Here is a 19,198-nt window from a genome sequence, read left to right on the forward strand (position 1 = left end):
TTGCGGCCAGGAAAGGGCCGGCGTTTCGCCGCCCGAGACCCTAGACGTGCAACTGCCCTTCCGGAGGAAATCGCTCTGCCATCCGCGATCCGAAACGAGCGATCACGCCGAGAACAACGCAACACCATCCACAACTATGTGCGCCACGATGTTCACCCAGAGATTGCGCTTGCAGAAATAGAGCCAGGTGAGCATGGCTCCGCCGAACCCGGCGACGATGAGGTGCGCCCAGCCCCAAGAGCCGACGTGCGCCAGCGCGAACAGCGCAAGCGGCAACAACGCCGCAACGCCCCGGCTGCCGGTCAGCGACAGCAGGCGCTCGATCGGATAGCCGCGGAACAACACCTCCTCCGAGACTCCCGCGCGGACGACGGAAATCGCCAGCCACCACACGGGCGCCGCGGTCAGAGCGCCGACCGCCTGATCTTCGCCGAGATGCAACGCGGGCAAGACGAGCAGATAAAGCACGGCCAGTCCGGCAATGATCGCGGCGGCGAAAGCCGAGCCGAGGAGCAAGTCACGAAAGGGAGGCAGGCGAAAACCGATCGAGGACAGAGCGCGTTTCTCGACGAACACGACGTAGCCTAGTGTCGCGCCAACCAACGCCCAATAGATCGCTTCGTTGCCAAGCATATGCGCCACGTCCTTGGGCTCGTTGTCCCAGGCCGGAAAAGGCAGGCTGCCGACGCCGAGCGTGAGCACAAGTCCGAGGATGCTGGACAACATCGGCTTCGGAATGACTTCGTTTCCTTGCGCCACAGATTGAGCGTTCATGCTTTTCTCTTCTTGTATGTGCGTTCCTCGATGCGCGCAACGCGCGTCCTCGCCTCGTGCTCGCGCCGCAGCAGCGTGATGAAATCGTCGAGTGCGCGCGTCGTACGACGCAAATCTCCCGTGCTCAGCAACTCCATGATCAGACCGTCGAAAACCGCCCCGCATAGCGTCGCCATCGCTGCGCTGCTGATCGATTCGGGCAAACGCGACGCGATGAACTCGATCCAATTCAGCGACGATCGATTCAGATAGCGCTCGTAGGTGCCGGGTACCCGAACCGCAATGAAATGCGCCTCGTACAGAAGACGAAGGTAGGGCAAGTTGCGTTTATCGCTCGCCCAACGCCAACAACGCTTCATCGGCGCCTCGCCCGCGACAAGCGCCTTGGCCGAAGCAACCGTGGCGAGTGATATCCGCAGGCGCTCCTGAACTTCGCCGAGCACCTCCTCGATCAATCCTTCCTTCGAGCCGAAGTGGAAGACCAGCAAGCGCGCGCTGGTCCCGATTCCGGCGGCCAGCGGGCGCAACGACAGGCCGGCAAGCCCGTTCTTCAGCAGATAGTCAATGGCGCGGTCAATCAGTTGGTCTTTGCGATCACTCATGTAACGATCGTTACATGGAACAGTCGTTACAGTCAACACGAGCCGCGAACTTCGCCCGCGCGTTCAGATAAACGCCTCGTCGCTGAACGCGAATCGCGTCGCATCAAATCGGATTGAACCGCGCTCCGACTCAAGGCGATCTACAAGTGTGTAGGCAGCGCGCCTCCGTGCACGCAGCAACGCCGATCACACACATCGTTTTGAGAGGATCAGACTATGAAAAGCTCAACCACAGCCATCGTTTCGGCCTGCCTGCTGGCGGCTACAGGCGCGTTTTCGCTCGCCACTGCGGGTGGAGGCGTGCACAGCATGCCGACGAACGGAACGCGAACGCATCAGACGCCGACCACCACCACGTCGTCCACGGTACGTGGACCGGCCATGACCGGTCAGCCCAAGCAGTCGTGCGGAAGCGCGACGGCACCGAACACGCCAGGCAACGCTGCATCGGCGCCGGGCTCGGCCTTCAATCCGAACGGCAATGCCGGCACCCACTATGCGGGCCAGCAGGCGCAAAACTCAGGCAATACGGCGAGCGTCTCCCAGTACGACGCTGCCTGCTCTCACCAGCCGTAACCTCGGAGCAAGCAAATGGGGTCAGGAGCGGTTTTTCTGGCAGTGGGGTTGATGCCGTTTGATTGCAGTGTTCGGGGGACGGAGATAGTCGACCGCGGTTGATTAGCTCCGCCCCTTTTTTCTTTTTGCCAGCGAGTCCGCAACCACCCAGGCGGCGCCGGTCAGGGCGACGTTGACCGCATTCTCATTCCAGAACCAGTGGTTCGAAGGATCGCCGATCAACATCGGCAGGTGCACCAGCGGCGTGAACGCGGCGAACATCACGGTAAGCAGGATCGCGGCCAGGCGAGCCTGCACTCCCACGAGGATCGCGACACCTGCGGCGATGTGGCACAGCCCGGTCGCATAGCCCCAAAACTCCTGCGTCGGCGGCAGCCATTTCGGCACCAGCGGAGCGGTCAGATCCATGTAGACGAAATGCGCAACGCCGAACACCAGACAGCAAACTCCGAACGCGACCTGGCCCCATCGCGTCAGGCGCGACGCAAGGCCGGCATCGATGTCGGCGCAGTCCGCGTAGACGATCAGTCCGCCCGCCGCGATGGCAAGCTGTATGGCGAGGCTCTCATAAGGTCCGAACTGCGCGTAATGGGCGAGCAGGACGCGGCCGTTCATCACCAGGACGACAACGAGCGCGAAGTACGCGGTGAGCGCCGCGGCGGCCCGAGCCGTGGTCCGTCGCCACTCGACGGCCACTCCCGCGATCAACATGAAGGCCGCAGCGGCATAAGCCAGAGCGGTGCGTTCCGGGAAATCCTTCGGCACCGGCTGGCCCGGATGGAAGTCTCCGAACGCCAGGCACACCGCGCCCAACGCGATCATCCCCAAGCCATAGACGCGCCAGCCGAAAGCGGCTGTCGTGTTTTCCGCGATCAGATTTTTCGACTCGACTCGAATGCTCATCCGTTGCTCCTCTAAACGCGACGCTCGGGAGGCGCAGGCCTGTGAGCATACGGCCCGGATTGGTGCCGCGAGCCGCATGGTAGCTGCGGCTTGCGGCGCAAAAGTTGCATCCCCTGCGCGCTCGCATACCCAACCGAGGTCACTCGACTATGCCGACTGCTACGCGCTTCTCGCCTAGCGCGCATGACACTCTTACCCCAACTGACGCATGCCCAGACTGCAGGCGGGAATTCGAGCGGGACTTCGGATCAGCATGCTTTCGACCGACAATGGCAGCTTCACCGGTTCTCGGTAACTGTCGAACCCAGACCCGCTCGCTCGTCGGAAGAAACGAATGCCTACCTCGCCCAAGGATCCTGCGATGAAAAAATATCTGCTCAGCGTTTGCTATCCCGCCGGCAGCAAGCAGCCCGCACCCGCGGCGCTGCAGAAAATCATGCGCGACGTCGGCGCCGTGCAGCAGGAGATGCAGGCGGCTAGCGCCTGGGTGTTCGGTGGCGGACTCGACGTCCCTAGCACGGCCAAGGTATTGCGCTACAAGGGCGACAAACTCGCGATGACCGACGGACCCTTCATCGAAACCAAGGAGCTGATCGGCGGGATCACGATCGTTCAGGCCCCCGATCTCGATGCCGCGCTTGAATGGGGTCGCAAACTCGCGCTGGCGACGACGACTCCGATCGAAGTGCGCGCTTTTTTCTAGCGGACAAACTGAATCGGCAGCCCAAACTTCGTAACTCAATGCGTGGCGAACGTCGTCGAAGAATCGCCGCGAGCGCGGTCGAGGCGCGCGACGCCAGCCGACGAATGCGCGCGCAGATAGTCCCGGGCATGCGTCACTTCGGCCCGCGATCCATCGGCCGCGGCGGTCTGCTTGACGAGCTGCGTGAAGTAGCCGCTCGCACGCGCGTCGTCGCCGGCGCGTTCTGCCGACAGTCCGGCGCCGTAAAGGCTGCGGAAGCGCGCAGGATAAATCTTCAGTACAGCCTCGTAGGCCGCCAACGCATCGCGCGGGCGTTTCAACTCGAGTAGCAACGCGCCGAGCTGTTCGCGCAGCGGCATCAACGCGCCGGGCGAGACCGGATGCTTGCCGAGCGCGTCCTCGGCGTCCGCGCCCGAAGTGAGCAACGCAACTGCTTGCGCGTCGTGGCCTTCCGCATGCGCCAGCCACGCGTCGGCCGCTTGCGTCTGCACGTCGAGATGGCGGCGGAAGTAGTCGAACTTGATGTCCGTGGTCGCATCGCGCAATGCATGCATGCGCGCGATCGCGATGCGCGCGCCCGCGAGGTCGCCGGTGTGCAGGCGCCCGAGCGCATGGCCGTACTCGAACATCGCCTCGGCGAACGGATACTTCGCCCACTGCACTCGCGCTGGAACGGGTGCATTCGCCGCTTCCTGCCATGCTTCGCGCTCCAACGCATAGCGCGCAGGCACGGCAGCGAGCGAGTACGCAGCGGCAAATTCGAGCGGCGGAAAGGTCTCCTTCACGCTTGTCGCGCGATCGAACACCGCACGCGCCTCGGCGTCGCGGCCTTCCTGCAGGTAGGAGTAGATCAGATAGTCGAGCGCGTGCAGCTCTTCGCTCTCGGTCGCTGTGCGGCCGCGCAGCTTGGCATAGGCGCGCGACGCCTCGGCGGAGGCTGAGTTGCTCGCGGCCGCTTCGTCCCACATGCCCAGCCGGGTGAAAATGTGCGAAGGCATATGCAACGCATGCGGCACCCACGGCGCAATGGCGGCATACGCCTTGGCTGCGGCAAGCGCGCGTTGCGCCTGCGACGGATAATCGTAACTGTGGATGATGTAGTGCGCGATGCCGGGATGTTTCGGGTAGTGCTTCCACAGCCGCTCCAACAATTCGCCGGCTTCCTTCTGGTGCGCGAGCGTCGCATCCGTCGGCGTCGCGTAGCCCACTGCCAGCATCGCGAGGGCGTGGAACACCTGCACCTCGACATCGGTCGGATAATGCTCGCGCAGCGCGCGCATCGATGCTTCGTATGCGACCACGCGCGCAGCCGTGCCGACGGGCCCATGGCACGACTGCCCAACCGGCACGGCAGACGTCGTGTCCGGCGTCGCATAGTAGGTACGGATGGCCTCGATGAAACCCCGCTCGCGCGGCGTCGCTTTCAGGCTGGACGCCTGCTCGGCGGCCGCCTTGCCGGCGGCGAATTCGTCGGGCAACGGCGGCGTCCAGATCGGATGCCACCAGGTCTGCGCGATGCCCCATTGCGCCATCGCGCAGGTCGGATCGCGCTCGGCGATCGCGGTGAAAATGCGCCGCGCTTCCTCGTAGAAAAACGAATGCAGCAGCGCGACGGCGCGATTGAAGTCCGCTTGCACTGATGCGTTGCAGGATATCGGGAACGTGACGGCACCGGCGGAGCGCAAGTCGCCCGGCGCGGGCGCGTCCGCGGCCGCCGGCGATTGCGGCAGGAGCCAACCAACGCAAATCAGCAAGACCAGCCAATGACACCGCGACATGGCGCTACTCCCCATCACGCAATGATTCCCCGGCGCTAGGATACTGGAAAGCAAGAGAGCGATGACGGTTGCGCCAACGGGTTCGCAAAAGCGTCGAACCGCAACCGATCAGGAATCCATCAATCTCTCGATGTGGCTAAGCCTCAACCGTTGCATTTTGTCGAACGAGCGCTCGTCACGGTAGAAACCCACGCCCCTGTCGTAGGCGTCCAGCATTTCTCTCGGCGCAAGCGCCCTGACTTTGTCCGCTAGCGCACTCATGTCCCAGTCATCGTCGGAAACATTGATGATCCACGGCTTGCCAATGAATTCCTTTTTTGGCGACGCCAAAGTCAAGGCTCCGGCCGTCAGCCCTTCCAAGGCGGAAATGTCGGATTTGCACTCGTTGCCATTGATGTCATGCATCGGCTTCAAGAAACACAGCGCACCCGCGGTCCGTATGAACTTCATGTACTGAGTCAACTCGAGCCCGCGCACATTTCTGATGTTGTTTCCAGTCAGCCCGCTATCCACGCCGAGGCAGGTGAAATTGACCTTGGCGAAATTCCGCATCATGTCGAAGCTGCGTTTGTGGGTGGCATCCCCGCGCCAAAGAAAATGGGGCTTCTCTTCCTTGATCTTTTTCTCAAAATAGTCCGCCGTCAAGGCAGGAAAGCTTTGAAATCCGGGAACCATGGTGTTGTGCACGACGTGGATTTTGCTTTCGAATCGCGCGTCGTAGTTGCCACCCAAGGCATTCTGGATCGCCCTCAGGAAAGTCGCGCGCAAATGATCCGTGCTTACCGTTATCAGATCGGCGCCAACGAGCTGATCGATCAGGCTCTGCCGTACTGAAGTCAGGACGGCGTAGTACGGATCATCCTTCTCCACGAAGAAAAAATCATCGTCGTAGTCGACCCAGATTTTTTTGCCGTTGGCCTTCGCTTGCGCCAGAAAATTGGTCGTTTGCGGATCGGCCGCCCGTGCAGAAAAAATTACATCGGTATCCAGAACGTCCCCGGGGGCCAGGGCACTTATCGTTGAAAATCGCGATGTACCGCTTGCTGCGCCACTGTTGTAGGAAACCTTGACCTCTGGCAGAAGGCGCAGAGGCAACAGACCTCTATAGAATGTCGAGGCATTACTGATATTGCCGATGTAGTATACTTTTACCATTGCAACCGATTTCCTCGCCTGATTGGCGCGAACTCCCAGCTAATCAAATTTTCATCGCGCGCGCAGCCTGCCGCACACGGCGCGCAAAGCATCATCGCTTGCACGAAGTGCGGCAGCAACCAGTGGCGCGTCGAGAGATGGCGATCTGATCGGTCACGGGTCGAAATACGATCGGGGCGGCACACCCGCCAGCGGCGTCGGCGCCGTCGTCCTCGATGTCACCGTCACCAGCCCGCTTTACCCGAAGTCATTCCGACTTCGTGACCGCAACGTCTTCGTGTTTGGCCGTTTCGGCACGGCTCTTTGAAAACGGAGCCAACGAACGCCACCGTTCGCGTGAGTCGAGCTCAACGATGCGGCCACCGAAACCGGTTTCGTAGCGTGCAAGATTGAGTCCGGCCAGGTATGCAAGGTAGGCAACGACAAACCAGACAACCGGGCTACGTCCCTTGTCCGGCCACCAGGCGAACCAGGTCGCCGCATCGACCAGCGTGGTTACTTGGCCGGCGATCTTTTGCTTGATGAGCTCGCCGATGCCCTTGTGCAACATGTCCAGCACCACCGAAGGGTGCATAAGGGTAGTGACGAAGCCGCTCACTTCGATGTAGATCAGTGTCCACGCCGCGGCGACACCATAGAAACCACCGCCGAACTTCATCCATTTCGCGTGCATCACGCTGTCCGAATGTTCTTTGGATTCCTTCTCCGCTTTTCGGATCGTCTTGAGACTTGCGTCTATCGATTTTTGGTCCGCGTTTCGCGCGAGCTCGCCGCGGCTGTACAGCCGATAAAACAGCAACCAGCTCAACGCCGCCACGGGCAAGCCAAGCTCGAGGGTGGCATATAGAAGCTCGGACAACATCGGCGACATGCGAGTCCTGTGAGATGAAGCGGCTCGTGAGTCTACTCTGTCTTTTCAAGCGTGCTGACGCCTCACGCGCGAACGCGTGATCCGCATCTTGTCGCTGCCCGCCTGCGCGAGCAAGGCATCGATTGCAGCCAGCACTTCGCGTGTCTGCCCTTCGATGTCGAGACTCGTGTCCTCCGGCACCTGCCCGGCCAGATAGACGATGCCGTTGTGGACGCTGGCCTCGGACATGCGCGGGCTTCCATGCAATGGATCATGGGGTTCTGTGATTGCTGTGCGCAACGACTACGCGCCGACACCCGCGCTTCAGTCGAGGCGCAACCAGCTCAGGAACAGGTGTTGCTCGCGGTCTTCGGTCCGATGACCCTCGCGCCCATCGATCACCTTGCCCCATGCGATACGCCTGCCGTCGCCGCGCGCGCTGTCCACTCCGACATGTTCCCCTTGCGGGATGGCAAAGTCGGTGACAAGCACCATGGTGCCGTCATCCTTCACAACTACCAGTGCGGGCTTGGAGACGGTGTTGTTCGTCGCCCAGCCCGAGCTGATGTGAACCTGCACTTCCTGCGGCGGCAGGCTGCTGCGATTGTCCAACCGCCAGTCGGCGGTTTTCTCGAGCAACGACCTCAGGTGCGGATCGCTCCAGTCGACAGGACCGACCGGCGTGTCCGAGCGTGCCTTGTAGTGGCTCATACTCCCTCCTCGTTGGACGGAACGCGAACGCACGTGTGCACTGTCATGGACCGACCGCTAGCGGCTACGGTAACCATCCAAGTGCATATTGTGTGATGAAGATAACAGAAATCCCGCCTAGTGGCGGGATTTTGTGATCCATGACACCAAACTGAGGTCAGGGTCCAAACCGGGTTGGAGCCGATTTAGGAACGTCTACTCGGGCCTCGGTTTGAAGCCCTCGCCGTCAGTGCAAGCAAAGCTGCAAGCAACACGCTCGCGATGCCACCCAGCGTGGGCGCAGTCACGGCTGCGGCCGGCGGCGCGGCGTCGTTGTCGGTAATGACGACCGCTTCGCTCGGCAGGATCCCCAAGGCCAGTCCTTGCGGATTGCTCAGCGCAACATAGAAAGACTCATCGCCCTCGTGAATCGCGTCGTCAATAATGGGAACCGTGATCGTTCGCGGCGTGAGGTCTCCGTCGCCCCAGGACAAGGTGCCGGCAGTTGTGGTGTAGTCGCCCGGCGCCATCGCGGTGAAGTTGGAGGTCGAATAGTCGACCGATGCGATGCCGCCACCGACTCCCTGCCTCAGTACGGTCAGATTCACCGTCCCGGCAGACTCGTTCACCGTCACCGAGGTTGCGCTGAAATTGGCTGCATCGCCCGGAGTGGCAACTACCAACGGCGAATTCGCCAAGCCGGCAACGAGGAAAACTGCGCTCCACGCAGCGCCGCGAGCGCCGGCAAAGTCACGACTCGGATTCACGAGGGTGGTAAAACGGATGGCGGTCATGTTCTCCTCTGCGGTATCCCGACTTTGTCAAAGCGACGAGCGTTGAATACTACCCCGAACTCGTCGAAAAACGAGATGCCTCACCGGTAGTAGTCTTGTGTGAAATCGTTCGCACTGCGGTATCGAAAGGTGAACGGCCAGAGTGGATTGCCGCTCGTGGTTCGATGCGCGAAGCGTACCTGTGCTGGGCCTGCCGAAGCAGCGCCACGAACGGAAAAATTCGAACGAAACCATCACGAAAACGAGTTACTTCGTGATCTGGCGATGGTCCGGGCACAGGCGACCACATCACAACGTCGGGTTGCGAACGATTTCCCAATGCGCATCCGCCGTCTGTCTCCACACGGTCAGGAAACGTCCCGGCGTTGATTGAAGCTTTCCCTCGGCAGTCTTCCATAACCATCTTTCATGACCGCCCCGCGCAGGCAGTCATCCATGACTCTTGCCACGGGCAACTCGACAAAATTTTCCTCACGCTATGGTTTGGGCTTATCCCATCGTTCAAGCCGGAGTGCGAACATGACGCAACTCTCTCGTCGTCGCTTTCTCGCCAGCGCCGCGGCGCTCGGCACCATCGCCGTCTGGAGCCGCGCGATCGCCGCGCCTTCGCGAACGAAATGGCGCGAGCATCGCGAGTCGTTTCGCGAAGGAGTCGCCTCGGGCGATCCGACCTTCGACAGCGTGATGCTGTGGACGCGCTACACGACGAACGCCGCCCAGCCCGCTTCGCTCGATCTCGAAGTGGCCGAAGACGCCGATTTCACCCACGTCGTCGCGGTCAAAAAAACCACCGTCGCAGCCGACGCGGACTGGACCTGCCGCGTGCTCGTCGGCGGCCTCAAACCCGCGCGCGAGTACTGGTATCGCTTCACCGATGCCAGCGGTAACGGCAGCCGCATCGGCCGCACGCTGACCGCGCCCGCGCTGGATGATGCGCGCCCCGTGCGCTTCGCGTTCGTTTCGTGCCAGAACGCGAATCTCGGCCCGCAGACGGCCTACCGGCGCATGATCTACGACGACCAGCATGCGGCACCCGACGAGCGCCTGGGTTTCGTCCTGCATCTCGGCGACTTCATTTACGAACTCGTCTGGTATCCGGAAGACCGGCCGCAAGGCTATTACGATCGCCGCATTCGTGAGCTCGTACGCTACGAGCACGGCGAAAAACATGCCGACTTCCATATTCCGACGACGGTCGACGACTATCGCGCGGTCTATCGCGCGTACCTCGCCGATCCCGATCTGCAGGATGCACGCGCCTACTTTCCGTTCGTGGCCATGTGGGACAACCACGAGTTCAGCTGGCTCGGCTGGCAGAGCCTGCAAATATTCGACGGCAAGACGCTGCCACGGCAAACGCGCAAAGTCGCCGCGATGCAGGCGTGGTTCGAATACCAGCCCGCACGCGTGAAGAAGCCGAACCCGTCGCTCGAACGTTTCGCCGCGCCGCACGTCGTCGATGCGCCGATCAATCGCTTCGACGAAAACGGCATGGGCCAGGAGCCGAACAATCTCGCAGCGCTCGCCAGCCTCACCGGCTATCGCGCGCTGCGCTGGGGCCGTCATGTCGACCTCATCGTCACCGACCAGCGCAGCTATCGTTCGGAGGATCCGACCGGCGACGATCGCGCGGATGTTTTCTCGAGCAAGGATTTTCCGAATCTGCTGCCGCAGGAAATGCAGGAAATTCTCGATGCCGGCCGCACGGCTAACGGCGGCAAGCCGCCCGCGACAATTCGCTTCGGCGACAAGGATGTCGCGAACTATCGCAAAGACAAACCCGCACAAACGATCCTCGGCGCCACGCAGAAAAAATGGTTCCTCGATCGACTCAAGACATCGAACGCGACGTGGAAAATCTGGGGCAACACGACCGGCACGCTCGACTGGCGCGCCGATCCGCAGAACCTCCCGGCAGGCCTCACCAAGCCCTGGCCCGGCGCAGGCTACGCCGGTTTCGGCGGCGGCGATCACGGCAGTGCGTATGTCGAGCGAGCGCAGATCTACGACTTCGTCGCGCGTGAGGGCATCACCGGATTCGCCACGGTCGCGGGCGATCGCCACAGTTTCTGGGCCGGACTTGCCGCCAAGGCGTTGCCGCCGCAGAAATTCGAACCGGTGGGCATCGCGTTCGTCACGGGATCGATCTCGGCGCCCGGACTCGTCGAATCTCTGGAGCACAAGTTTCCGAAAGACCACCCGCTGCGCCCGCTATTCGTTGCCGATCGCGGCGGCCCCAAACCGGAGCCCGCGGTCAACATGCTGCTGCGGCACGGCGTGCGCAGTTGCCTTGAATATTCGAAAAGCGGCGATATCGGCAAAGCGCGCGCGCTATCGAATCCGGACAATGCTCCGCATCTGCGCTTCATCGACATGGGCGGGCATGGCTACACCGTCGTGCGCGCGAGCGCAGACGCATTCGAGACCGAATTCGTCTGCATCCAGCGACCTGTCGAAAGCAGCACTGCAGCAGATGGCGGTGCGCTCGTCTATCGCGTCAAACACCACGCACCGCTGTGGAAAAAAGGCAAAGCGCCGCAACTGGAGCAGCACATCATCGAAGGCGATCCGAAACTTTCGATCTGAAACCAAGGAAGGGGGCACTACGCTGACCCCGGTTTCGGTCCCGCGCATTGTGCGCAGTACGTCACAGTTTAAGTGAGCAGGTCGCAGTAGCTTTGCCCAGAGTTGCGGCGCACGCAACACGGGGGGCAGCATTCGCGCAAAGCCAATAACTTCACTCGCGACACGGTGACGTGCCGCGAGCGTCGGGTTGTGCATGGCGGACGCACCATTTGCTGTCCCGCGATCGCAAATCCATCAGGGGAAACTACATGAACCCGAAAATGCCATCGAGGGATAACAGCTACCATCCGTCCTCGAATGTCGAAGATAGCTCCAATAGTCCGTTCCCACTCGGGGCTGCACCGGGTATCGATATACTTAGAAAAATCGGCAACGCCTTTGGGTTCCTTGGCCTTGCGGCCTGGGCCCTGCTCCTCGCGCAACCTGCCGTCGCGCAGCGAGTTGTCGTGCAGCAGGCGACGGCGAATAACCCTCAGTCGCTGCAGGCTGCACAGTCGTTCCGCGACAATTTTTCCGCCCTGCTCGACAACTATAACGCTGTGTTCAAGCTACAGGGCAATACACTGCGCCAGGAACAGGTCGCGCAAGCCCAGGCAGCCATGCAGAAGGTGTCCCCGGCAGATCTTGCCTACGTGTTCTCCCGAGGCTCTCTGCCCGACCTCGCGCCGGCGGTATCCGCCATGCAGCGGGTTGCTGCAGCACAACTCGCGGCGAATAACACAGCCCACACCAGTTCGACGACGCTTTCACTTGCGCCGGGGGCGCAACCCGGCACAAAGAGCGTTTCTTCGGTGCCGTTCCCGGACCCTTCGACATCGGTCATCGACGACTGCAGCGAATCCAATACGCCGCACGGCGCTCAGCTTACCTACGACGCACTAATCTCCGCGCAGGAGACCTCCAGCATCCTGGCGGCGGCGGCGTGGGTGTGCAACGAAGATATCCTGGGTGAGAACGGGTCGGCCGTGTGCATCCCGTTTGCTATCGCTAACGACATCGCGCAATCGTTGTTCGCGGCGCGCAATTTCTGCTCCGGTCTTGACCAATCCGCAATGGTCGCCGGCAACTCCAGCCGTCTGGACCATATCCATACCGACCTCAGCAACGACCTGACGACTCTCCAAGGCAATATCACCACGGCAACCACGACGATCACGACCAACGACAACAGCAACAAGACGGCGATCGTCACAAACGACAACACCAATACGACTTCGATCATCGCGAGCATCGGAGCTGGCTCGACGACAGTGGTGAACAATGCCAACGCAAACACCACGCAGATCATCAAGAACGACAACGCCAACACCACGACGATCACGACCAACAACAACAACAACAAGACGGCGATCGTCGCAAACGACAACGCCAACACCACGAAGATCACGACCAACGACAACAACAACAAGACGGCGATCGTCACAAACGACAACGCCAACACCGCGACGATCACGACCAACGATAACAACAACAAGACGGCGATCGTCACAAACGACAACACCAATACGACTTCGATCATCGCGAGCATCGGAGCGGGCACGACGACAGTGGTGAACAATGCCAACGCAAACACCACGCAGATCATCAACAACGACAACGCCAACACCGCGACGATCGCGGCCAAGGTCGACGCCGACATGAGCAACCTGCGCGACCTCACGTTGCGGACGTGGATCGAACTCGCGCTCGCGGCCAACCAGGGCTACGACGTGGTCTCGCTCCAGGTACCGCAGGCGTTCGGCGGGCATCTGGAACTCGTTCGGACCATCACCACACAGGTCATCGCGAGCGTCCAGGCGTCCGGCGGCAAGATAGGCAATGCGCAGTCACAATTGGCGGCAGGAGACGCAGCCCTGGCCGCGCACCAGTATCAGACCGCCTTCAAGAACTACAAGCATGCCTATCGCTCGGTAAGCGGCAACTAGTAGTTGGACATTTGGCCCCTCCTGCGCGGGGGGCCTGGTGTCGGGCGGTCAGCACGGCTTGCGTGGCTCGCAACAACACCCGCGAACGCAATGCTTGCACGCCTGACAACGCATCAGGTCTCCTGCAATCTTTGTTCTTGTTTGTGAGAACGTGGGCAAACCTCAGACTCTGACCCGGGTTGCACTGGTTTCGCACCCGCGAAAAGGCGGTTGAATTTCCTATACCATTGTGGCGTTCGTCGCTGTCGGTTGCCGTCATCCGAACCAGCAATGAGGGGACACACGCCATGCGCAAGTTGTTCGTCCTGATTGTGCTTACCCTCCTCAGCCTCGCCTTCGCGACCTCGGGCTGGGGCGCCGCCTTCACCTTCAGTACGGGGCTTCCGGACGGGCGCATGGCGACCGGCTCGCAACCGAGCGGGGTAAGCGTTGTGGAGAGCGAGTCGGCCGACGACTTTGTCCTCACATCGCAAACGACGATCACCCAGGCGAGCTTTTACGGCCTGCTGCCGACGACACCCACGGTGTCGTACGTTGGCGTCGAAATCTATCGCGTCTTTCCGCAGGACTCGACGAACCCGCCGTCGGGGAACGTGCCGACCCGTGCCAACTCGCCTTCGGACGTCGCGTTCGATAGCCGTGACAGCACGACCGGGAATCTCACGTTCTCCACCTCAGCGCTGGGGGCGTTTACGGTCGCGAACACCGTCGTGGCCGGCGGCATCCACAAGGTGCCGAACCAGACCACCGGCGGCAGCGGCGGCGCATCCGGCAACGAATACCGCTTCGACGTCACCTTCACGACGCCGATTGTGCTGCCAGCCGGGCACTACTTCTTCGTGCCGCAGGTTGCGTTGAGCAGCGGCAGCTTCCTGTGGCTCTCCTCGCCCAAGCCGATCCCCGTATCAGCCACACCGTTCAGCAACGATCTGCAAAGCTGGACGCGCGACGCCAATCTTGCCCCCGACTGGCTTCGCGTCGGCACCGACATCGTCGGCGGCACGACGCCACCGACATTCAACGCCGCCTTTTCGCTCAGCGGCACGTCGGTCACGTTGATCGCCGTGACGCCTGCGAACATCACGGCGCAGGAAGGCGTCAGCTTCAACGGTCCGGTCGCGAGCTTCACCGACAGCGACTCATCCCAAAGTAGCGTTGCGAATTTTTCCGCGACGATCGCATGGGGCGATGGCACGACGAGCGCGGGCACGATCACATCGGGCGCGACCTTCGGCGTGACCGGAACGCATACTTATGCCGACGAGGGCAACTTCACCGTCACCATCACGGTGACGGACTCCGCAAACCAGACCGGAAGCGCGACCGGCAGCGCGACCGGCAGCGCGACTGTCGGCGAAACCGACGCGCTCAGCGGCACGCCGCTCACGATCAACACGACCCAGTTCGCTCCTTTCTCGGGCGCGGTCGCGAACTTTTCCGATACGAACACGGGCAACCCGGCGAGCGACTTCGTCGCGACGATCAATTGGGGGGATGGCAACACGACGGCGGGAACGGTCAGCGGCAGCGGCGGTGCGTTCGTCGTCAGCGGCAGCCACACGTATGTCAGCGCCGGTACTTTCCCGGTAACGGTAACCCTGAGCGATGATGCGCCCGGCACGGCGACGGCCACGGTGATGAGCACCGCGACGGTTGCGAGCGCGCCACTGCGCGAGGCTCCGATGCTTCGCGGGTTCGAACTGCTCGCCCTGACCATCGCGCTCGGTGCGTGGGGATCGCTGCTGTTACGGAGCCGCCTCGTGATCCGGAAATCGCGGAGCTGACGATCCCGTCACCGCAGGTTTAGATCGCCGCAGTGACGACGATCTCGACCTTCCATTCCGGCCTCGCAAGTCTTGCTTCGACTGTCGCGCGCGCGGGCGCGTTGCCGGGCACGACCCACGCATCCCAAGCGCGGTTCATGCCGGCGAAATCCGCGATGTCGGCGAGAAAAATCTGCGCACGCAGAATGCGCGTCTTATCGCTGCCTGCCTGCGCGAGCAAGGCATCGATCGCGGCCAGCACTTCGCGCGTCTGCCCTTCGATGTCGAGACTCGTATCCTCCGGCACCTGCCCGGCCAGATAGACGATACCGTTGTGGATGCTGGCCTCGGACATGCGCGGACCGGCGTCGATGCGTTGGATCATGGGATTCCTGTCGTTCGTTGCGTTGAGTGGACTGCACTGACCAAGTATTTGAAAGTCTACCCTGACCCCGGTTTCGTACTCCCCAGCAATCGACTGGCGATGTTCTTTATCACGGCCTTGCTTTCCGGGGTTACCGATGCGTTGGTAAAGACCACAGCGGCGCTGCGTTTCTCGGGGTTCATATAGACCGCCGTGAACACGCCAGGGTCTCCGCCCCAATGCTCCGGTCGCGTGATGCCATCCAATTTCGCGGCCATCCAGCCGAGACCTTGTCCGGTCAACCAATCAGGCAATCCTTTCGGCGTGTGCATTTCCAGCATCTGACGTTGCGTGGTTTCATCGAGGATGCGGTGGCCAGCGGCCGAACCGCCATTGGCGCAGGCCGCAACGAACTGGGTGAAGTCCGCTACGGAGGATCGCAGCATGCCTACCGACCAATCCGGAAAACCGACCGGCGGAACCGGTTGGAGCTTGCCGTCCACCATGTCGTAAGGCGTGGCGCGCAGCGCTTCGGGAGTATCGCGGATCGTCCAACTCGTGTGCCTCATGCGCAACGGCGCAAATATCTGCTTGCGCGTCTGCTCGCGCATATCCTCGCCGCCGATCCGGCTCGCCAGATAGCCGAGCAGCGCGTAGCTCAGATTGCTGTAGCTCCAGGTCGTGCCTGGCGATTCGCTCGAAAAGCACGCCCGGGAGGTACAGTATTGCTGGCCGGGAAGCAGAAAACTCTTCAGGAAATCACCGATAGGTTGCGTCGCATCGGTTCCGCTCTGGCGAGAATCGTGCTTGTAGTACTCCTCGTCCGAAATGCTCGAAACGTGCATCAACAGGTGGCGGAATGTGATTGGAACGTCCGCATGGCTGGGATTCGCCAGTGTGAAATCCAAGTGCGGCGCGACCGGATCATCCAACCGAATCCGTTGCTGTTCGACCAATCGCATCACCATCGTCGCCGTCACGATCTTCGTCAGTGAAGCGATATGGAACATCGTATCGGTCGAGACCGGGCGGCGTGTCTGCACATCCGCGAACCCGTAGCCTCGTACCCAGCGTGCAACGCCGTTTTCGGCGAAACCTGCGGCCAACCCTGGGATGTTGGCTTTTTTCATTTCTCGCAGAATGAAGCTGTCCATGCTTTCTATCTGGGGTGCGCGGCCAAAGCACGCGCCCGCTGCCGTGGCGGCGAGGCCAGCAATCAGAAACTTGCGTCGTTGCGGATTCACATCCCACTCGCTGGTGCGCATTATTTTTGTCATGCCCGGATAGAAGAAAGCTTGAGTCTGTTAGAATAATATGTAGGCACCTACATATATGCAATAGGACAGAAGTCACCCTTGCCCTGAAAGCCACGTCGGGGAAAATTCTCCTGAGAATCGGCCGAGACCTACAATGCGCAAGATCCAAGATCCACTCAGTCACGGCCTTGCATGCAGGCACGCGGAGGGAAGTCGTTTTCCATGAAAGACCACGTGCGAAAATATGGACCGGCCGCGATTGGCGGGCGCTTGCGCCGATTGTCTGAAAGCATCGATGAAGATGCCCGTCGGATTTACGCCGAGTTCGGTGTGTCTTTCGAGCAGCGCTGGGTAGGAGTGTTGTACGAACTGGTGCAAGACGGCCCTTTGAGCGTCGGCGAGCTAGCGGCGCGATTGGGGATCACTCATGTCTCGGTCAGCCAGACGCGCCAGTCCCTGGAGCGCGCGGGCATCATCACCGCCGAAGTCGATTCGTCCGACGCCCGGCGACGCCAATTGAAGCTGACAGTCAGCGGAGCCAAGCTCGTTCGCCAACTCAAGCCGCTGTGGCAAGCGCTTGATCGAGCCGCCGTCGAGCTGAACAACGAAGCGCAGGATGTCATCTCCGCCTTGGACCGCCTCGACGACGCTCTGGCTCGTCGATCTCAATTCGATCGCATCCGCGACCAGCTCAAGCAGACGTAAACCGCGAGGTCAGAGTCGACTCTACCGAAAATTCCTGCGCACGGCTGCGCTTGGCAAATATCGGACACATCTGCGATTCGAGATACTTCGTGCCGTTTCCTGCAATCGCGGACAGAGGCTATGGCACTCTGATTCCATTTAATATGATTAATCCTATGATATAAAAACGCTCCACAGACCTCCGATTCCGGGACTCTACTGGCGCCATGAAAAACTTTGTTCGGTTTGCCGCGGTTCTGTTTTGGGCACTGGCGGTTGGCGCCGCGAAAACCGCATTCGCGGCCGGTGCCACCGAAGCGCAAATGGTGGTGCATGTCGATCAGCCGGGGCCGGTGATCCACCGCGAAGTCTATGGCCAGTTTGCCGAACAGCTCGGCCGCGGCATCGACGAAGGCATCTGGGTCGGCGTCGACTCGCCGATCCCGAATATTCGCGGCTACCGCAAAGATGTCGTCGAGGCGCTCAAAGCGATCCACGTGCCGGTCGTTCGCTGGCCCGGCGGATGCTATGCCGACGAATATCACTGGCGCGACGGTATCGGACCGCGCGCTCAGCGGCCGGTACGACCGAATCAGTCCTGGGGCGGCGAAGACCGCAACGTGTTCGGCACGCACGAGTTCATGGATTTCGCCGAGCTGATCGGCGCAGAAACCTACATCGGCATGAACGTCGGCAGCGGGTCAGCGCGCGAAATGGCCGACTGGCTCGAATACGTGACCGCGAACGGAAAATCGAGTCTGGCGCTCGAACGCAAAGCGAACGGTCGCGACAAGCCGTGGAAGCTCGACTATGTCGGCGTCGGCAACGAGGCCTGGGGATGCGGCGGGCACATGCGTCCCACCTACTACGCCGATCTCTATCGCCAGTTCGCGACTTTCGTTCGATCGTCCTCGGGCACTGCCCTCTCCCGGGTCGCCAGCGGCGCCAACGCGGACGATGTCGCCTGGACGGAAGGCGTGTTGTCGGTGGCTGCGGAGCTCATCGACGTGTACAGCGTGCACTACTACACGCTGCCGAGCGGCGAATGGAAGCACAAGGGTTCGGCCACGGCATTCGGCGAAGCCGACTGGATCGCGACGCTGCGCAACGCCCTGCGCATGGACGCGATCATCAACATGCACGCCGCGATACTGGACAAATACGATCCGGCCAAGCGCATCGTGCTCGCCGTCGACGAATGGGGCACCTGGTACGACAGCGAACCGGGCCAGTCGCCGCTGTATCAGCAGAACAGCCTGCGCGACGCATTGACCGCGGCCGTCACCCTGAACATCTTCCACGCCCATGCCGATCGCGTGCGCCTGGCCAACATCGCGCAAATGGTCAACGTTCTGCAGTCGATGATACTGACCGAGCGCGAGAAGATGATGCTGACTCCCACCTATCACGTGTTCGACTTGTACAAGGTTTTCCAGGATGCCGCCTCGTTGCCGTTCGAGCTGCAGGCGCCCGACTACGCGCTCGGCGCGGTGAAAGTGCCGGGGTTGCATGCCTCCGCGGCACGCGACGCGAGCGGCGGCGTGCAGATCGCCCTCGTCAATCTCAATCCCAATCAGGCCGCGGAGCTCAAGCTGCAACTGAAGGGATTCGCGCCGAAGCAGGTCAGCGGCCGGCTGCTGACCGCGGCCGAGATCACCTCGGTGAATACCTTCGACAAAGGCGGCACGGTGCGCCCTTCGACGTACTCGGGTGCCTCCCTGCAAAGTCAGGGAACTGTGCGCGCGACCCTGCCCGCAAAATCGGTCGTCGTGCTCGATCTCAAGTGAGACTGGTC

At 61.4% G+C, this 19,198-nt stretch carries 17 protein-coding genes and 1 pseudogene; 7 read left to right on the forward strand and 11 right to left on the reverse strand.

Going from position 1 to position 19,198, the window contains the following annotated elements; all coding sequences use genetic code 11:
• Window positions 1-102: 102 nt before the first annotated feature.
• The gene (locus F455_RS0112350) at window positions 103-774 is read right to left on the reverse strand and encodes a CPBP family intramembrane glutamic endopeptidase (protein WP_018973605.1); all 672 of its coding nucleotides are present in this window, start codon (window positions 772-774) and stop codon (window positions 103-105) included.
• The gene (locus F455_RS0112355; RefSeq protein ID WP_157578749.1) at window positions 771-1,415 is read right to left on the reverse strand and encodes a TetR/AcrR family transcriptional regulator; all 645 of its coding nucleotides are present in this window, start codon (window positions 1,413-1,415) and stop codon (window positions 771-773) included. Before F455_RS0112355 ends, F455_RS0112350 begins: the two co-directional genes overlap by 4 nt.
• Before the next feature lie 177 nt (window positions 1,416-1,592).
• On the opposite strand from F455_RS0112355, the gene F455_RS23360 reads away from it, so the two are divergent.
• Window positions 1,593-1,952, forward strand: coding sequence for a hypothetical protein (locus F455_RS23360; protein ID WP_018973607.1), 360 nt, complete (start codon window positions 1,593-1,595; stop codon window positions 1,950-1,952).
• A gap of 102 nt (window positions 1,953-2,054) precedes the next feature.
• On the opposite strand, the gene F455_RS0112365 is transcribed toward F455_RS23360, so the two are convergent.
• A complete protein-coding gene (locus F455_RS0112365; protein WP_018973608.1) occupies window positions 2,055-2,855 on the reverse strand; it encodes a DoxX family membrane protein in 801 nt (266 codons plus the stop codon).
• A 361-nt stretch (window positions 2,856-3,216) separates the two neighbouring features.
• Here F455_RS0112365 and F455_RS0112370 point away from each other — a divergent pair, with 361 nt between their 5' ends.
• A complete protein-coding gene (locus F455_RS0112370; RefSeq protein WP_018973609.1) occupies window positions 3,217-3,558 on the forward strand; it encodes a YciI family protein in 342 nt (113 codons plus the stop codon).
• Between the two features lie 35 nt (window positions 3,559-3,593).
• Here F455_RS0112370 and F455_RS20755 read toward each other — a convergent pair whose 3' ends face one another.
• From F455_RS20755 to F455_RS0112400, 6 genes and pseudogenes are all read right to left on the reverse strand, one after another.
• Window positions 3,594-5,336 (reverse strand): tetratricopeptide repeat protein, encoded by a 1,743-nt coding sequence (locus F455_RS20755; RefSeq protein ID WP_018973610.1) that lies wholly within the window; start codon window positions 5,334-5,336, stop codon window positions 3,594-3,596.
• 108 nt (window positions 5,337-5,444) lie between these two features.
• Window positions 5,445-6,491: a hypothetical protein gene (locus tag F455_RS0112380; protein ID WP_018973611.1), complete on the reverse strand. Its 1,047-nt coding sequence runs from the start codon at window positions 6,489-6,491 to the stop codon at window positions 5,445-5,447.
• 247 nt (window positions 6,492-6,738) lie between these two features.
• A complete protein-coding gene (locus F455_RS0112385) occupies window positions 6,739-7,362 on the reverse strand; it encodes a hypothetical protein (protein WP_018973612.1) in 624 nt (207 codons plus the stop codon).
• 63 nt (window positions 7,363-7,425) lie between these two features.
• Window positions 7,426-7,590, reverse strand: a pseudogene (locus F455_RS20760) (Rid family hydrolase); the annotation flags it as partial.
• Between the two features lie 75 nt (window positions 7,591-7,665).
• Window positions 7,666-8,052: a hypothetical protein gene (locus F455_RS0112395; RefSeq protein WP_018973614.1), complete on the reverse strand. Its 387-nt coding sequence runs from the start codon at window positions 8,050-8,052 to the stop codon at window positions 7,666-7,668.
• Between the two features lie 185 nt (window positions 8,053-8,237).
• On the reverse strand, window positions 8,238-8,825 hold the full coding sequence (locus F455_RS0112400) for a Calx-beta domain-containing protein (protein WP_018973615.1): 588 nt from the start codon (window positions 8,823-8,825) through the stop codon (window positions 8,238-8,240).
• Between the two features lie 519 nt (window positions 8,826-9,344).
• Here F455_RS0112400 and F455_RS0112405 point away from each other — a divergent pair.
• From F455_RS0112405 to F455_RS22955, 3 genes are all read left to right on the forward strand, one after another.
• Window positions 9,345-11,411, forward strand: a complete 2,067-nt coding sequence (locus F455_RS0112405) for an alkaline phosphatase D family protein (protein WP_018973616.1) — start codon at window positions 9,345-9,347, stop codon at window positions 11,409-11,411.
• A gap of 209 nt (window positions 11,412-11,620) precedes the next feature.
• A complete protein-coding gene (locus F455_RS0112410) occupies window positions 11,621-13,336 on the forward strand; it encodes a hypothetical protein (protein ID WP_157578751.1) in 1,716 nt (571 codons plus the stop codon).
• A gap of 287 nt (window positions 13,337-13,623) precedes the next feature.
• Window positions 13,624-15,120, forward strand: a complete 1,497-nt coding sequence (locus F455_RS22955) for a PKD domain-containing protein (RefSeq protein WP_018973618.1) — start codon at window positions 13,624-13,626, stop codon at window positions 15,118-15,120.
• A gap of 19 nt (window positions 15,121-15,139) precedes the next feature.
• Here F455_RS22955 and F455_RS0112420 read toward each other — a convergent pair whose 3' ends face one another.
• Together F455_RS0112420 and F455_RS0112425 are read right to left on the reverse strand one after the other, a co-directional pair.
• Window positions 15,140-15,484: a RidA family protein gene (locus tag F455_RS0112420; protein ID WP_018973619.1), complete on the reverse strand. Its 345-nt coding sequence runs from the start codon at window positions 15,482-15,484 to the stop codon at window positions 15,140-15,142.
• 56 nt (window positions 15,485-15,540) lie between these two features.
• Complete coding sequence (locus F455_RS0112425) at window positions 15,541-16,728, reverse strand: serine hydrolase domain-containing protein (RefSeq protein WP_018973620.1); 1,188 nt, start codon at window positions 16,726-16,728, stop codon at window positions 15,541-15,543.
• A gap of 213 nt (window positions 16,729-16,941) precedes the next feature.
• Between F455_RS0112425 and F455_RS0112430 the strand changes: the two genes are divergently transcribed.
• Both F455_RS0112430 and F455_RS0112435 read left to right on the forward strand, forming a co-directional pair.
• Window positions 16,942-17,424, forward strand: coding sequence for a MarR family winged helix-turn-helix transcriptional regulator (locus tag F455_RS0112430; RefSeq protein WP_026293336.1), 483 nt, complete (start codon window positions 16,942-16,944; stop codon window positions 17,422-17,424).
• Window positions 17,425-17,630: 206 nt separating this feature from the next.
• Window positions 17,631-19,190, forward strand: coding sequence for an alpha-N-arabinofuranosidase (locus F455_RS0112435; protein WP_018973622.1), 1,560 nt, complete (start codon window positions 17,631-17,633; stop codon window positions 19,188-19,190).
• Window positions 19,191-19,198 lie beyond the last annotated feature (8 nt).

Source organism: Rudaea cellulosilytica DSM 22992, from assembly GCF_000378125.1.
Classification (GTDB): domain Bacteria; phylum Pseudomonadota; class Gammaproteobacteria; order Xanthomonadales; family Rhodanobacteraceae; genus Rudaea; species Rudaea cellulosilytica.

Bases quoted from the DNA above. Each gene is read 5' to 3' on its own strand.
- F455_RS20755 (WP_018973610.1), bottom strand. From the start codon at position 5,336: ATGTCGCGGTGTCATTGGCTGGTCTTGCTGATTTGCGTTGGTTGGCTC.
- F455_RS0112380 (WP_018973611.1), bottom strand. From the start codon at position 6,491: ATGGTAAAAGTATACTACATCGGCAATATCAGTAATGCCTCGACATTC.
- F455_RS0112370 (WP_018973609.1), top strand. From the start codon at position 3,217: ATGAAAAAATATCTGCTCAGCGTTTGCTATCCCGCCGGCAGCAAGCAG.
- F455_RS0112365 (WP_018973608.1), bottom strand. From the start codon at position 2,855: ATGAGCATTCGAGTCGAGTCGAAAAATCTGATCGCGGAAAACACGACA.
- F455_RS0112350 (WP_018973605.1), bottom strand. From the start codon at position 774: ATGAACGCTCAATCTGTGGCGCAAGGAAACGAAGTCATTCCGAAGCCG.
- F455_RS22955 (WP_018973618.1), top strand. From the start codon at position 13,624: ATGCGCAAGTTGTTCGTCCTGATTGTGCTTACCCTCCTCAGCCTCGCC.
- F455_RS0112395 (WP_018973614.1), bottom strand. From the start codon at position 8,052: ATGAGCCACTACAAGGCACGCTCGGACACGCCGGTCGGTCCTGTCGAC.
- F455_RS0112420 (WP_018973619.1), bottom strand. From the start codon at position 15,484: ATGATCCAACGCATCGACGCCGGTCCGCGCATGTCCGAGGCCAGCATC.
- F455_RS0112430 (WP_026293336.1), top strand. From the start codon at position 16,942: ATGAAAGACCACGTGCGAAAATATGGACCGGCCGCGATTGGCGGGCGC.
- F455_RS0112405 (WP_018973616.1), top strand. From the start codon at position 9,345: ATGACGCAACTCTCTCGTCGTCGCTTTCTCGCCAGCGCCGCGGCGCTC.
- F455_RS0112400 (WP_018973615.1), bottom strand. From the start codon at position 8,825: ATGACCGCCATCCGTTTTACCACCCTCGTGAATCCGAGTCGTGACTTT.
- F455_RS0112425 (WP_018973620.1), bottom strand. From the start codon at position 16,728: ATGCGCACCAGCGAGTGGGATGTGAATCCGCAACGACGCAAGTTTCTG.
- F455_RS0112385 (WP_018973612.1), bottom strand. From the start codon at position 7,362: ATGTCGCCGATGTTGTCCGAGCTTCTATATGCCACCCTCGAGCTTGGC.
- F455_RS0112435 (WP_018973622.1), top strand. From the start codon at position 17,631: ATGAAAAACTTTGTTCGGTTTGCCGCGGTTCTGTTTTGGGCACTGGCG.
- F455_RS23360 (WP_018973607.1), top strand. From the start codon at position 1,593: ATGAAAAGCTCAACCACAGCCATCGTTTCGGCCTGCCTGCTGGCGGCT.